Raw genomic sequence first — 14,747 nt, 5'->3', positions numbered from 1 at the left:
AGAGACCCTGCTCTAACAAATTAAGAACAAATTAAGAAGGACAACAAATTAAGAAAGACAGTCGCTCATAATTGAATATTATAGATATCTAAACTATGGTTCATAAATAAGCTTTAGATGAGAGGTTTTTCATGACAACAGCAAGAAAGCAATTAATTAGCTTAATTGATACATCTTATTATCATTGCATTTCTCGCTGTATTCGCCGTGCCTTTTTATGTGGAGAAGATAAAAATACAGGTAAGAATTTTGACCACAGACGAGGGTGGGTGGAAGATAAATTACTTAGCTTAACGCAGGTGTTTGCCATAGATGTGTGCGCTTATGCCATCATGAGTAATCATACGCATATGGTGTTGTTCATCGATGAAAAGACAGCCAAAAGTTGGACTACTAAAGAGGTGCTTGAGCGTTGGCACCTGTTATTCAAAGGTAAGTTATTAACACAACAGTACTGTCGAGGTGAAGATATCCCTGACTATCTTATGCTTTCATTACTTGAAACGGTTGAAGTGTATCGTCACCGTCTGATGGATATCAGCTGGTTTATGCGAATTCTCAACCAAAGTATTGCGACACAAGCTAACCAAGAAGACAACTGCACAGGGCATTTCTGGGAAGGGCGCTTTAAATCGCAAGCCTTGTTAGATGAAGCTGCTCTTGCTGCTTGTATGGCGTATGTTGATCTAAACCCCGTAAGAGCCAATATTGCTAAAACGCCTGAGAGCTCAGCGTATACCAGTGTAAAAAAGCGAGTCACCTCAGCTAAAAAAGCCAAGCAACCTCAAGAGCTACTGTCTTTTGTGGGCAATCCACGAAAAGCCATTCCAAAAGGATTACCGTTTGAGCTAAAAGACTATCTTGAATTGATTGAAATCACAGGGCGCTGTTTCCGTGAAGATAAAGCTGGCTATATTGAAGAAAACCAACCAACGTTGCTTCGCCGGCTGAATATAAATCCGGATAATTGGTTCACATTAACAAAAGACTTTAGGCGTTTGTTTCATGGCGCGGTGGGACACAGTGATGTATTAACCGATTACTGCGAGAACAAGAGCTTAAAACGGCCAACTAATGTAAATTGTTGTGACAAACTACTAGCCTAGTGTAACCATTTAATCATGCTATCTACTCCCCCAATTGCCGACATCAATATTGGTTATCTTTTCACGTTTTAAGCATGATATTTTCTTCAAACTATTTGAAAATGTAGTAATAATTATTCGAAACAGGCTTTATGAAATATCATTAGCGCTATTTTGAGTCGTCATTTAGCCTATGATATTATTTTGCTTTGATAAAGTTATAAGTTTTTTTATTCTTAATCTCTTAATTTATTGACTGAGTTCAACCGCTTTTTTACAAAACGCAGTGTTTTAGTTTTATCGCCACTTTTTAACGTTTCGGTTTAAGCTTGATGTAAATCAGAACATTCGTCGCCATATGACTGGCACGAATATATGAGTACTAAGCTTAGGAATAAGCTAAATAAAGAGGAGTTTAGAAAACGCACATACTGTCCTTGTAAAAGTAGAATGGAGACCTAATAAAATATATTAGGTCTATTTTCCGAATTTAGTACTGACACTTGCTTAAAGCAAGTAAAGTTCGTGTAGTTTAACTACCTGGGATAACACCTAAAATCAATGAAAGTTCTAAAAGGCAAAATGAACATAAGGTATGAGTTATTTAGTCAATACCCACATTATTAAAAATCAACAAAGCTCTAAATAGGGATCTATCGCTTTTTCATCAAGTTCGATACCCAAACCAGCACCTGATGGTAAAATATATTCGCCATTTTTACAGTTCATTTCGGTTTTCACGTATCTGAGATTTTTTTCAAATACTTGGTGCTGAAATTCATGCACATGACAGGATTGTATAGCCGCACTACTTTGTAAACTTGCCGCCATAAAAATACCAACGCCAATGGTTGCATGTGGAATAATTTCTAAATGGTGGGCTTCTGCATAACGTGCAATACGCATAAATTGAGTAATGCCTTTATGGCCCATTTCAGGTTGAACAATGGAACAGGCTTGTTTATTAATTCGGGCCGCGGCATCAAACACAGTTCGCCATTCTTCACCAACCGCAATTGCAGTATCAACTTTGCGCGCAATATTAGCTAGGCCGTCGATGTCTTCACTAGCAACTGGTGCTTCTGCAAACCATAACCCATGTTCTTCCATTTGTTTAATTAGTTGGATAGATTCATGTGCTTTATGCGACCATAGTAAATCACAAGCGATTCTCGAACTTTCACCTAACGCTTTTCTTAAAGTAGAAATTTCGTTGACAACACCTTCACTGGCGAGCGGCGAGGCAAATTTAAAACTGTTAAAGCCTTTGCTTTGCCATTCACAGGCATATTCAGCTCTTTCTGCTAGCGTTGCTTTTGGTAAGCCGGAGATGTAAGCGGGAACCGTTGTTTTTCTGGTGCCACCAATAAGCTGTGTTATCGAACAATTAGCTTGTTTACCGGCAAGATCCCAAAGCGCGATATCAAGCCCTGCCAAGGCGTCCAAATAATAACCACCGTTATAACCTCGAACACGCATCATGTCGTATAAATCATCATGAATGGCTTCTCTATCCATTGGATCACGGCCAATAACAAAGTCGGCTAATAGTTCTTTAATAATTGCAATTGTTGCGCCTGGCGCCACTATGCCGTAGGTTTCCCCCCAGCCGACAACGCCATTTTTTGTTTCCATTTTGATCACAATAGAACGGTCTGACGTTGGATAAACGGTTTTGTTTTCTTTGCGAACAAAATAACCCTGGCTATTGGGCTCTTCGCCCACTCGGGGTTTTAAACCGCCATAAAGCGATTTTTCCCTAGGAATGGTGGCAATAAAACATTGAATTTTTTTTACTGTATCTGTCATCACATTTACTCCGATGTTTTATTTAATGCCATTCTGGCTTATTTTGTTTAAGAATAGTTTTCATATGATGTTGAAAAACTTCTAATGAAGGATCTTCTGTTCTGATCAATTCTTTTTCTAATAAACCAGTCAACCTAATAAGTTCATCATGGTAATTGGTATCAAAAATAAGATTATTCATCTCGCCCGCATCTTTTGTTAAATCATAAAGTTCATCGCGATTATCGCCCGGATACCAAACAAATTTACTGGTTGCTGTACGAATAGCACGTAAGCCAAACCAAGACCCGTTATACCATTCGTATGCATATAAGGCGGTATCTTCACGGCCTTGATCGGCAATATCGCCTTTTGCGATCAATTGGTTTAATGAACGCCCGTCTACATCTCCATCATTCGGTAATGCCATCAACTCAGCTAAGGTCGGCGCAATATCAATTAACGACACTTGTTTATTAACTATGCGCGGTTGTTGCGTAGGATTACGGATCAATAATGGAATTCTCATCACTTCATCGTAAGCATAAGGGCCTTTATCAAAAAGATTATGCTCGCCGATCATACTGCCTTGGTCGCCCACTAAAACAATATATAAGTCATCATATAAACCAACTTCTTTGGCTGTATCTAATAGCTCACCTACAATATCGTCAACCATGGCAATAGCGCCGTAATAAAAGCTACGAGAACGACGCCAATCCAAATCAGTCATGTGGCCAACTTCATGCCAAGGCCATAAAATACGGTCTTGTGCCATCGGTTTCATCGTGCGATCTTGGGTATAGTTGCTTGGCATTTCAATATCGTTAGGATCAAACATGCTGGCATATGGCTCAGGTACACGATACGGAGGATGAGGTTGGTTAAAACTTACCACCCCAAAAAACGGTTTATCCTGATTTGCTGCTGCACGTAGCATTTCTTTACCAAAACGTACTTTGTCATAAGCATGGGTGTCAGTATTTTTACCCGGTAATGTTTGGTAATAAACATGTTTTTCATCACCTTCATCTAATATACCTTTTTCATACCGTTTAATAGAGGCTACGTCATCATATGGGACATAATGTCTGTCTTTTCGCACACGCGTATCAGCATGTTCACGAACAAATTGTGCACCGCGAATTTTAGGCCCTTGAGGACCAATATGCCATTTACCGACATAACCGACATAATAACCGGTATCAACAGCACGTTTGATTAAACCACCTTCTGAAGTATCAAGCTGATATTTTCGAGAATGAAACAATTCAACATTATCATCTAGTCCATTTTTATGTCCCCAGCGGCCGGTAAACATTGCCGCACGTGAAGGAGAACAGAGTCCTGTGGTTGTCATGGCATTATCGAAACGTGTACTTTCGGCTGCGAGTGCATCAATATTTGGTGTGTTAACCGGTCCTCCGCGATAAGAAAAAGTATCAAAACGCATATCATCAAAAAATAAAATTAAGACGTTTGGCTGCTTAGTTTTATTACTTGTTAGTGATTCATTAGATATGTTTTTTTCGACGTTTTCAGTTGATACCGACTTTGTTTTATCAATGTCGCTGCAACCATTAAGTGAGCCCATCACTAACAAAGTAGATAATGAGTAAGCTAAGCTTTTAAAGAGAGTTTTTGTCATGATAATTTTGTCTTTTAATGTTAAGATTTGTTTATTAAATTTATTTTTGTCGTGTTGCTATTACTTGTGCTTGGTACGTTAAATTAAGTAAAGTTAGGCATTAGATTTAAAGCTAATAACCACCGGTAATAAAAATATTTTCACCGGTCATAAAACTACACGCAGGTGATGCCAAATATAAAGCGGCACCAACAACTTCTTGGGGTTGTCCTGCTCGTTTCATCCAGTTCAATTGTTCAGCGTAATCATCCCATGAGGCTGTTGCTTGTGAATCACCCGCTCTATTTTCTGGGTAGGTATCAATTAAACCTGGCGCAACCGTATTAAGTAAAACTTGATACGGTGCATAATCGCGCGCTAGGCTTTGAATTAAATTATGAGTTGCGGCTTTTGATGCGGCATAAGCACTAACAATAGATTTAGGATTGCGTTGATTAACACTACCAATATTTACCACTCGGCCCCAACCCTGATCTTTTAAACGTGGTAACACCGCTTGAAGCAGTTCAAAGTTTGCTTGAAAGTTAATTGCAATTTGCTGACTAACATCATTATCGGTTAGCTCATTAAAAGGCCCAACTTTTTGGTATGAGGCATTTAACACGACAATATCAACTTTATCGAACTGCTGATAAACATCGTTGATTAATTGACGGCCACCACCAGCTTTCGAAAAATCTTGTTCTATCATGGTACAAACACCGCCAGCCGCAGAAATTTGTTCACAGACTCTGTTCGACTCAAAGGCTTTATCATGCAGAATAATTTCAGCGCCAAAATCAGCTAAGCCTTTTGCAATAGCAGCGCCTATGCCGTTTTCTCTGCCCGCACCGGTCACTAATGCCCGCTTACCTGCTAAGTTAAATAATTGTTGAAAAGTTGGGTTTTTCATTATGTTATTGATCATATTTTCACATCTTAAAAATATTGGTTGCTATGCCGTTAACACCCGGCTGGCAAGATAAAACACTACCAGCCCAAGGCATTTCCAACTTCTCTTGCGCGGTTAAGCCAAAGTTCGCCGTAGTGATAAATAATGTTGATAAGTTTTCACCACCAAACGTGACACACGTTGCTTTTTGCATAGGTACTTCAACCTTACCAAGCAGTTGACCCGTGTTTGAATAACATAACACGCCCCAACCATCCCACATGGCAATCCATAAATTACCTTCACTATCAACACACATGCCGTCCGGTTTTCCTAGTTGATCATTAAAATCAACGAACGGTGTTTTATTTGATATTTTTCCTGATACTTGGCAAAAATCGTAGCGAAATAATTGCTGACTAACCGTTTCTATCATATAGAAATATTGATTATCAGGTGACCAGCCCAAACCATTTGAAGCGATATAATCCCTATCATGTGTTTCAATTTTTAAATTTTCATCAATACTAAAAATTTTTCCTGTTGCTTCTGCTAGGCCTTTTCTAAGCGAGCCAATCCAAAATCGGCCATAACTATCAACTTTAGCATCATTAAACCGATTCGCTTCGCCAATGTTGTACTTATCCGTTAAAGCAGTGCAATGATTTTCCGCAAAGTTAAAAACATGTAACTGGCAATTTCCCACAACAAGTAGCTGATTATTTTCATTAACGGCAAGCGCTGAAAATTCAAAGTCGAGGGTTTGTTGTTCAATTAAACCTTCAGCTGGGCAGTAACGACTTATTGTTCTTTCAACAATGTCTGGCCAATATAAGCATTGTTCTTTAATTGACCAAATTGGTCCTTCCGGTACGGTTCCGTTTTGTTGGCATATTTGCGTTAGGCCAATATTATTAAATGTTAAGGCCATTATGAATGATCCCTTGCAAGTGCGTTTTTCCGCGGGTAAACAATAGTTGCACAGCCAAGCGTAATAACTGCAATAGTACAAATGATCCCTGTGCCTTTATCAGCCCACAACCCCAAACCTAAAAGCAACAAACCAATGGCAATAACACCCGTTGCTAAAATTTTTCGTGCAAAACTATTGGCTGTCGCGCCATCCGCAACTTCTTCCTCTGTCGCATCTTGATGTTTATTACGCCATAATTTTTGATAAAGGGTATATTCACCACTAACCGTACCTGAATATCTGCCCACTAATTCAAATATCAATAACAACACAACCGGTACTAGCACACCGACTAACATTTCTGGCGAACGTCCCAATGAAAAATCTAGCCATGTTGGCGCTAAAAATTTAAAAAAGGCATTAATTAGCAAACTAACCAGTGTTGCTACCATAACGGTTTTACCGGTTTGTACTTTAGAAAACATGGCCCACAACGGTGGTAAAAATAAAGCGGCGCCAGTGATAGCCGATAAACTAAAGACAACCTCAACAATTCCCCCAAGGCTTTTTACCGATAGCGCAACCCAAATAGTCACCAAGCCAAATATCACCGTAATAATGCGAGCAACCCGCATGGTTTCTTTATTAGTAATATTTTTTCGATACACTTTATAAACATCGTTAGTGAAAACACCCGCCGCAATATTAAGCGTAGTATTTACTGAGCTAGCAGTAGCAAAAACCATTGCAGCCAGAATTAATCCCATGAAACCATCTGGTACTACTAATTGGCTCACCATCATATACGCGCCTTCTGCGTCTGTACTGGCAAGATCTGGATTAATCACACGATAAAGCATCGGTGGTAACATCCAAATCAACGGCGCGATGAGGTAAAGGCTACCAAATAATAGACCCACTTTTTTAGCATCTTTAGGGGTTGAAACACTGGTGTAGCGCTGAACATATGCCCAACTACCACCAATAAATACCATATTATAAAAACCAAACGCGACCATAAAAAAACAGTCGTATTCGTCATTACTCAAGGCAAAAAAGTTTTCTGGTGCGGCATTAATAAAGTGGCTAACGCCGCCTACTTCAAAAAATACCAGCGGTACCACTATCAATACAGCTGCGGTTAATACAACAAATTGTAAAACGTCAGTGATCAATACTGCCCATAAACCACCAGCCGCGGTATAAAGAATAATCAGTAATCCCAACACACAAATAGCCAGTTCTAAAGGTACTCCAGCGGTAACTTCAAGCATTTTTCCAACCGGATATAAAAATGCACCGCTACCAAAAATAGAAATCAATAAAAATATAAAGGTATAAAAGTTTTGTGTTTTAACACCTAAGCGATCCGCAATAAATTCAGCGGCAGTTAATGCCCGCGTTTTATTCCATTTGGGTGCAATATAAAACCCAACAATAAAACCGGCAATGCTCATAGTTGTTTGAATAACGACGGCAACAAAACCACTGTTATAGGCAATAGAGCCCCACACAACAAACGTACCAACAGAGAAAAAACTCATAAAAAGCGATAGGCCAGAGATCCACCAAGGCACGCTTCCACCCGCGGCAAAAAATGATTTTACATTACCGCCACTTTTAGAAAATGAAAGCCCTAAGGCAAATACAATCATGGAAAATGCTATTGCTATCGAATAATCGAGAAAGCTCATATTTTTTAAAACCTATATTGTTAACTACTTATCAATCACAACGAACAAAAGCATTATTAAATCTAACTAGGAATAATAGAATGAAAAATCTATGTATTTCATCATATTAAAATATATGCAGTTAGTTAATATATATGCCATAAACCCACGATAACGCCAGCTCATTCGAAATAATTTTCAAATCAGATGATATTGCTATTAAAGCAATATTAAATAATCATAACTTTAATAGCAACCTATAAATATATTTTTATAATTTGCGGTTGTGGCATGTTGTAGTGGGTTTTTGAGCATTTCGCTTCTTATGAAAAATAGAGTCAAGATAAGGCTACAGGTTTATGGATTGCTATTATAGATATTAAGTGTTATTTTAATCATATCCTTTTTCTAATTTTTAATAAACTGAGTAATGAAATGACAAAGACCTCCTTAAAACCTCTTTATTTATCAGGTGCATTATCTTTAGCATCGTGTGGTTTAATCTCCTGCAGTTCCATATCCAATGACATAGATAATGCAAGTGACCTTAACGTTCAACCTTTTAATGGGACACAAGTTAGCGATTATAAGCTGGCATGGTCTGATGAATTTTCAGGCAATAATGTTGATGAAGACCGATGGCATTACCGCTTAGACTGTAAACATTGGAGTAAGCAACAAAAAGAAAACACCAGTGTCGGCAACGGTGTGCTTTCTATCCATTTAAAAAAAGAAACCGTTGCTTGTCCTGATAATAAATGGCTACAACCTGGACAAAATGAAGGTGATACACCAGCAGGTGTTGTTCAATATACGGCTGGTGGCCTTATTTCAAACAAAGAAATGCGCTATGGCTATTATGAAGCAAGATTAAAAACACCTTCAGGCGCGGGCTGGCATAGTTCGTTCTGGATGATGCGTGATGGCATTAAAGCCGGCGATCCTGCTTATAGCCAAATTGAATTAGACCCTTTTGAAAACGACTCGATTGACAACCAACATTATCAAATTGACGCGCATCAATGGCGCCCAAAACCTGGTACCGAGGATCCTGGTAAAACGCAGAATAAAGTTGGCACCAAACAAGTACGCTTTACCGATGATACACGACTTGACGAATTTCATGTTTATGGTATGGAATTTACCGAAACAACGTTACGTTACTTTTTTGATGGCAAACTCATGAAAGAAACCGCCTTTTCAGCCGAGCAATATAAACACAATGATGTCAGCATTTGGCTAACTGGCTTAGGTACTTTTTTAGGTAATACCAAAGCGGTTGATGACACTCAATTGCCAGAACAAATGCAAGTAGATTATGTACGCTTTTATAAAAAGCAATAAAAACACGATATAGCCTAACCTAGGGCTAAAACTAAATAAATTTTATTAATACCGATTAAAAACAAGTGAACTATTAACATATGAATAATTCTGATAACACACTTACTGGTACTTTCCCAGTAGTGCCAACCCCATTTCACCCTAACAAAGAAATTGATTATGTTAGTTTTGAAAATGTGATTAATTATATTCTAGGATGTAAAGTAGATGGTATTGTATTTCCTGGTTTAGCCAGTGAATATGCACAATTATCAAAAGAAGAGCGGTTAAAAACAACCGAAATAGTCGGTAACTTAGCAAAAGGAAAAGTCCCTTTTGTTGTTGGTGCAAGCGCGTTAACACCTGAAGAAGCGATTGAATATTCAGTTGCTGGGGCTAAAAGTGGTGCAACGTGTGCCATGGTGATGGCACCGTTAAAATATGCTAATGATGAATCAGCCATGATCAATTTTTACAAAACATTATCAGAACAAGCTCAGATACCTATTATGCTCCAAAATGCGCCACCTCCAATGGGGGCAGGATTACCCATTGAACAAGTGATCCGTATTACCGAACAAGTGCCACAAATTCATTATATCAAAGAAGAAACCATGCCATGTGGTCAGCGTATTGAGCAATTATTGAAGCATGCACCAGCTCATCTAAAAGGTGTTTTTGGTGGTGCTGGTGGCCGTTATATTATCGATGAATTAGAACGTAATGCACTAGGAACGTTACCTGCTTGCGAATTAACTGAAATGCATAAGGCGTTAGTTGATGCTCATAAAAATAATGACATTGACACTGCTTTTGACGCTTATACCAAAATGTTACCTATTTTAAACATGCAAGCGGTATATCGTTGTAGCCTGACCAAGCAGGTGTTATTTCAACGTAATATCATCGCGAGTACTACCGTTAGAGTTCCTGGCCCGGTAATGGATAGTAAGAATATTGAAGAACTCAATAAGTTATGGCAATTAGTTGAAAACTACATGCCGAAGATCAATTAATTAATACAGGTTGTCTCTGCTCCGCTCGGGTTAATTATTGTGTGAAAACTTAAACCGAGCGGTTTTGTGTGCATTATTACCCTGTTTGAATAGCAATTTGAAAATATATATAGAAAATAATCTCAGTTTCTATATCATCCTCTGGTAAACCTAATGAATAAATTCAATATCGTGATTAATTCAAAATCAGGCGCTCAAGCAAATCAAAGTATTATCGATAGTATTGCTGTGTTACAAGCATTAGCAACCGCTGGAAAACCTATTGGTGGTAGTGAAATATCGAAGATACTCGGCTTAGAAGCAACACGCGCAAATCGCATATTAAAAACGCTTGCTTCAATTGGTATTACTCAGCAAACATCAAATCGTAAATATGAACCCGGCCCTGGCATGCACGTACTCGCTACGCAAAGTTTGTATGCTTCAGGTTTATTACGTAATTCACTCGCGCCATTAGAAAAGTTAGCTTTTTATGGCCGGACAGTTGCTCTTGGGGTACTTTGGTATGACTCCGTGTCTTTTTTATATCATGCAAGACCAGGTATGAATTCTAGTGAAGGCATTGGCAGAATAGGATTACGAGATGCAACAACCAGTGGTATTGGCTTAGTGCTACTTGCAATCACCAGCGAAGCATCGGTTCGCTCAGCCTATGAAGGCAGAGAAATACCTAACTTTCCTCAAGGGGTTGAGTCATTATTAACGAAGTTAGCTGAAATTCGTAAACTTGGTTATGCACGAGTCGAAGTTGAAAGTGATAATCCTCAAGCTGCTGACAAAACCACACATACCATTGCTATACCTTTAGGTAACCCAGTTAATTCGGCTATCGCGCTCTCTGGTTGGATATCAGAATCAGAAACACCAGAAGTGGTTAAGGCACTACAAAAAGCGCATGATGAGATTGAATTTAATTGTAATAATTCAAAAGTCACTTAAAAATTAGCGCGTATTGATCTTTTAGGATTAAACTTTGTTTATTTCAAATACATTTTTATCGCGGCACTAACGATGAGACATAGTCACTCTATGTAAAAAACAATTAACAAAGAAAAAAAGTTTTCTGAATTTATTTGTGCAGAACACTATGATTACCATGTCAATTATCAATATAAACATCCATAGGAGGGGGAGCAAATTTAACAGAGTAAAATTATTATTTAAAAAACGCTAATTATTAACATTTAGTATAAGTCAAATTAACAGCCTGTAGTTTCTATACCAATAATAGGCTCTGATCCGTCATAGTTGTTTAGATAATACACTCCGCATTCGTCATCCCATGTATACCCAAAAGGGATTACTTTAACGAATTTACCACCAGAAACGGCCACAACATCGTTACTTGGAATAGTGTTGGAGTTACCACGACCGCACCAATCTTCAGCACAAATGTTTGAGCCGAGCGGTGTTACATCGTCTAATCCAATTACATATCTAACAGCTAGGTTCCAATCAGCAAGTGGATACCCACTATGTAATTGAATAGTGTCGCCGCCAGTAACAATAGAATTTGTTGATTGGGTTTTGCCTTCAATGAGTGCTTTTGCATGAACCATTGAGGTGCCACTAGATAAGGCACCTTTCATTGCTTGTAACGTGGCAATTTTAGCATCAGTGCTAATATCGATATATTTAGGTACCGCTGTAACAGCTAAAATACCTAATATAACAATGACAACGACTAACTCTATTAGTGTAAAACCTTGTTCATTTTGATTCATCTACATGCCAATCTATTTTAGTTTTCTTAAAACACATATTGCGACCGCCCTTGAAAAAGGTGATACTTAAATAAACATCCTATGTTTGAGTGTAATAATAAATAAATTAAAAATCTATATTTATTGCTAATAAAACTGATCTTAAAAATACAATTAGATTAAACGGAAAGTTGACTTTTATTTCTGGTAACACGGCTCTACCAAACAATAATTATAGTGATTTGTGATTTTATAGAAAAACGCATGAGGTAAAGTAGTAATGAATATATTGAATAATATTAAAATTAGAACGCGTATATTAATACTTGTTTTATTACCAACGATTGTCGTAATTGGTTTTTCGGTGTCAAAATTAATTGAGCTATCGGCACACAAGGATGAATTAAAAAAACTTACTGTGGCAATGAATTTAGCCAAAGAAACTGGTGAGTTATTAACAAGTATTCAAACGGAACGTGATTATACCTATGGTTTTTTACGTGGCACACCGACGGGCAGCGAAGGGAAAAAATATCAATCAGATTTACTAAAACAACGAACTATTGTTGATAACGTCGTTAACCACTTTATTCAGCATATAAACAACAATAAGGCTGCTATTTACGAGATTAATGGCATTAGTGATAATATTGACGGTATTATCAATAGTTTTTCGAAAATTGAATATACTCGAGGCTATGTTGATCGATATGAATTACAGGATGATACAAAAAGCTGGGTGGTCAATAACTATGGTGGCCTCAACCGTCAGGCTTTATCTATAATTAACAGTGTTATTCGTACCGCCGCAAGTGATCAAGAGCTAAGTATGCTGATGGGCTCTTATGCCTCTTTAATGTTATTAGACTCTATTTATTCCTTTGAGTTAAGTACCAAGTTAAGAACCTTTAGCCAAGAAAGTATTGATTATACTTCGCATGGCAACAATAAAGCCGACTTTCGCCAAGTACAAGATGCTCTTTCTCGTTTTCAAGCCTATGCTAGCGAAAAATTATCAACTAAATTAAATAGCCTGCACCTAGATACTGAAGCACAACAACAAATTTCTCAAATACGTAAAAAGCTTTTAAATTCTGGTGGTAAAAAATATGATTTAACTGCCGAGGATTGGTTTGAATTAGCTAAAAGAAACATGGCGACATTAAGAGATGTGATCCTTTACGTGGAAAACGAAATTGAAGAAAAAAATCAACAAGCTCATTCAAATGCCCAAACGGCTATTAACAATAATATCTTACTTATTATTTTATTAGCAATAATCATAATGACGGTTTCGTTCTTAATTATTCAGTCAATTAATACCCCTTTAAAAATATTAGTTAAGGAGCTAACACTCGTTGCTAAAAGCAAAGATATTAGCCGCAAATTAGAAATTAAAGGTAAAGATGAACTAGCAGAAGTTACCGCTGCATTTAATACGTTACAAAATAGCTTCAACCAAACATTGTTAGGTGTTAAAAATGAAGTTAACTCAATGAATGTCTTAACGTCATCGGTAACGAATGCAATGCAAGAAAACCAAGAATTAGCTAACAGCCAACATGAATCAACAGACTCCATTTCTGTTGCTATCAGCCAAATGACATCGACAATACATGAGGTTGCCAAATTGTCGCAAAACACTGCAGATGCAGTATCTCAAGCACATGAAAGTTCTGTCAAAAGTGCAAACAACGCAAGTACAAGTAAAGAAATTATGGAAGGTCTAGTCAGTGAATTAGTTAAAACGCAAGAACACGTATTAGCATTAAATAAAGAAACAGAAGTGATTGGCAGTGTATTAAGCGTAATACAGGGCATTGCTGAACAAACAAACTTATTAGCGTTAAATGCAGCTATTGAAGCAGCACGAGCAGGTGAGCAAGGCAGGGGGTTTGCGGTGGTTGCTGATGAAGTAAGAGATTTAGCAAGTCGTACTCAAGACTCAACCAAACAAATACATCAACAAATTGAAACTTTACAAGACGGAGCCCGTAAAACAGCAATGGGTACTGAAAATCTGCGTATTCAAGGACTAAAAGCTGTTGATGTTTCAATTGAAAGTGTGGATGCATTTAATGATATTAAGCAAGAGTTTGATAATATTCTTGCTATGTCAACTCAAATCGCCACGGCTGCTGAAGAACAAACTAGCGTAGCAGAAGGTATTAATCAACGTATTCATTTAATAAAAGAAGACACAACAGAAATGACAAATCAAACCCATGCAACTGTTTCTGCATGTGATGAACTGAAATCATCGGCAGGTAGATTAGATGATTATGTAGGGGAATTTAAAGTACAATAAATCGTATGTTCTAGGGCTGTTGTCACTGAATTAATACTGAATTAATAGGGACAGTATTAATTCAGTGAATAATACAAACCTCTCAACTAAAGTTAGTGAATAAGCTTTAGATGAGAGGTTTTTTCATGACAACCGAAAGATAGCAATTAATAGCTTGGCTGACTCACCTTATTATCATTGTATTTATCGTTGTGTTCGCCGTTCTTTTGTATGCGCTGAAGATAAAAATACCGGGGCAAAACTTTGACCACAGGCGAGGTTGGGTGGAAGATAAGATACTCATCCTAACAATAGGTTTACAAGAAATAAATGCAACGGGGACATTGGTACCTTAATTAAAAGTTCGGGATATATATGTCCCGAACTTTTCCTAGGCGCTAACGAACAATTATTAATATGATCAATACTAACGTCGATAT

At 37.7% G+C, this 14,747-nt stretch carries 11 protein-coding genes and 1 pseudogene; 6 read left to right on the top strand and 6 right to left on the bottom strand.

Annotated features, from left to right (window positions below; translation table 11 throughout):
* Positions 1-131 precede the first annotated feature (131 nt).
* Positions 132-1,106: a transposase gene (locus CWS31_RS06620; protein ID WP_148747720.1), complete on the top strand. Its 975-nt coding sequence runs from the start codon at positions 132-134 to the stop codon at positions 1,104-1,106.
* Positions 1,107-1,715: 609 nt separating this feature from the next.
* Here the strand turns inward: CWS31_RS06620 and CWS31_RS06615 are convergent.
* The 5 genes from CWS31_RS06615 to CWS31_RS06595 form a co-directional block, all read right to left on the bottom strand.
* Positions 1,716-2,894 carry a mandelate racemase/muconate lactonizing enzyme family protein gene (locus tag CWS31_RS06615; protein ID WP_148747719.1) on the bottom strand — a complete coding sequence of 393 codons (1,179 nt, stop codon included), beginning with the start codon at positions 2,892-2,894 and terminating at the stop codon, positions 1,716-1,718.
* Positions 2,895-2,916: 22 nt separating this feature from the next.
* Complete coding sequence (locus CWS31_RS06610; protein ID WP_148747718.1) at positions 2,917-4,521, bottom strand: sulfatase-like hydrolase/transferase; 1,605 nt, start codon at positions 4,519-4,521, stop codon at positions 2,917-2,919.
* 112 nt (positions 4,522-4,633) lie between these two features.
* The gene (locus CWS31_RS06605) at positions 4,634-5,428 is read right to left on the bottom strand and encodes an SDR family NAD(P)-dependent oxidoreductase (RefSeq protein ID WP_211355803.1); all 795 of its coding nucleotides are present in this window, start codon (positions 5,426-5,428) and stop codon (positions 4,634-4,636) included.
* Positions 5,429-5,432: 4 nt separating this feature from the next.
* A complete protein-coding gene (locus CWS31_RS06600; RefSeq protein WP_148747717.1) occupies positions 5,433-6,323 on the bottom strand; it encodes an SMP-30/gluconolactonase/LRE family protein in 891 nt (296 codons plus the stop codon).
* Positions 6,323-7,999 (bottom strand): sodium:solute symporter family protein, encoded by a 1,677-nt coding sequence (locus CWS31_RS06595; RefSeq protein WP_148747716.1) that lies wholly within the window; start codon positions 7,997-7,999, stop codon positions 6,323-6,325. Before CWS31_RS06595 ends, CWS31_RS06600 begins: the two co-directional genes overlap by 1 nt.
* A gap of 414 nt (positions 8,000-8,413) precedes the next feature.
* Between CWS31_RS06595 and CWS31_RS06590 the strand changes: the two genes are divergently transcribed.
* From CWS31_RS06590 to CWS31_RS06580, 3 genes are all read left to right on the top strand, one after another.
* Positions 8,414-9,322: a glycoside hydrolase family 16 protein gene (locus CWS31_RS06590; protein WP_148747715.1), complete on the top strand. Its 909-nt coding sequence runs from the start codon at positions 8,414-8,416 to the stop codon at positions 9,320-9,322.
* An 80-nt stretch (positions 9,323-9,402) separates the two neighbouring features.
* Positions 9,403-10,317: a dihydrodipicolinate synthase family protein gene (locus CWS31_RS06585; RefSeq protein WP_148747714.1), complete on the top strand. Its 915-nt coding sequence runs from the start codon at positions 9,403-9,405 to the stop codon at positions 10,315-10,317.
* A 153-nt stretch (positions 10,318-10,470) separates the two neighbouring features.
* Positions 10,471-11,256 carry an IclR family transcriptional regulator gene (locus CWS31_RS06580; protein WP_211355802.1) on the top strand — a complete coding sequence of 262 codons (786 nt, stop codon included), beginning with the start codon at positions 10,471-10,473 and terminating at the stop codon, positions 11,254-11,256.
* A 260-nt stretch (positions 11,257-11,516) separates the two neighbouring features.
* Here CWS31_RS06580 and CWS31_RS17925 read toward each other — a convergent pair whose 3' ends face one another.
* The gene (locus CWS31_RS17925) at positions 11,517-12,041 is read right to left on the bottom strand and encodes a type II secretion system protein (RefSeq protein WP_148747713.1); all 525 of its coding nucleotides are present in this window, start codon (positions 12,039-12,041) and stop codon (positions 11,517-11,519) included.
* A gap of 259 nt (positions 12,042-12,300) precedes the next feature.
* Between CWS31_RS17925 and CWS31_RS06570 the strand changes: the two genes are divergently transcribed.
* Together CWS31_RS06570 and CWS31_RS17835 are read left to right on the top strand one after the other, a co-directional pair.
* Complete coding sequence (locus CWS31_RS06570; RefSeq protein WP_148747712.1) at positions 12,301-14,328, top strand: methyl-accepting chemotaxis protein; 2,028 nt, start codon at positions 12,301-12,303, stop codon at positions 14,326-14,328.
* A 139-nt stretch (positions 14,329-14,467) separates the two neighbouring features.
* Positions 14,468-14,618: pseudogene (locus tag CWS31_RS17835) on the top strand (transposase); the annotation flags it as partial.
* Positions 14,619-14,747: the final 129 nt, after the last annotated feature.

Source organism: Colwellia echini, assembly GCF_002843355.2.
GTDB lineage: Bacteria > Pseudomonadota > Gammaproteobacteria > Enterobacterales > Alteromonadaceae > Colwellia > Colwellia echini.
The sequence above is the reverse complement of the archived record's forward strand: the minus strand, read 5'-3'. Positions and strand labels throughout refer to the sequence as shown.